The following is a 226-nucleotide window of genomic DNA, read 5'->3' as shown; positions in this document are numbered from 1 at the left end:
GGCTTTGCTTATATTAAAGTTTCAACATAGCTCACCCCGTTTGCATACTCTTGACTCTTAGTGAGAATAATATGTCTTAATAGGTTAAAATATTTGTTTTTCTCTTTAGTTAAGTACTGTGCACTATTCTTCTTTTTTACATAACTATCAACAGCGATTAAGTTACTTTGCTCTAAAGACAGCGATACTATTAAATTTAAAACCGCAGTAACTGTTTTAGATTTCT

At 30.5% G+C, this 226-nt stretch carries 1 protein-coding gene; it reads right to left on the bottom strand.

From position 1 onward, the window contains the following. Positions 1-8: 8 nt before the first annotated feature. A partial coding sequence (locus CWB66_RS22535) for a hypothetical protein (RefSeq protein ID WP_212747854.1) occupies positions 9-226 on the bottom strand: 218 nt, incomplete at its 5' end.

This window comes from Pseudoalteromonas sp. S558, from assembly GCF_005886635.1.
Taxonomy (GTDB): Bacteria; Pseudomonadota; Gammaproteobacteria; order Enterobacterales; family Alteromonadaceae; genus Pseudoalteromonas; species Pseudoalteromonas aliena.
The sequence above is the reverse complement of the archived record's forward strand: the minus strand, read 5'-3'. Positions and strand labels throughout refer to the sequence as shown.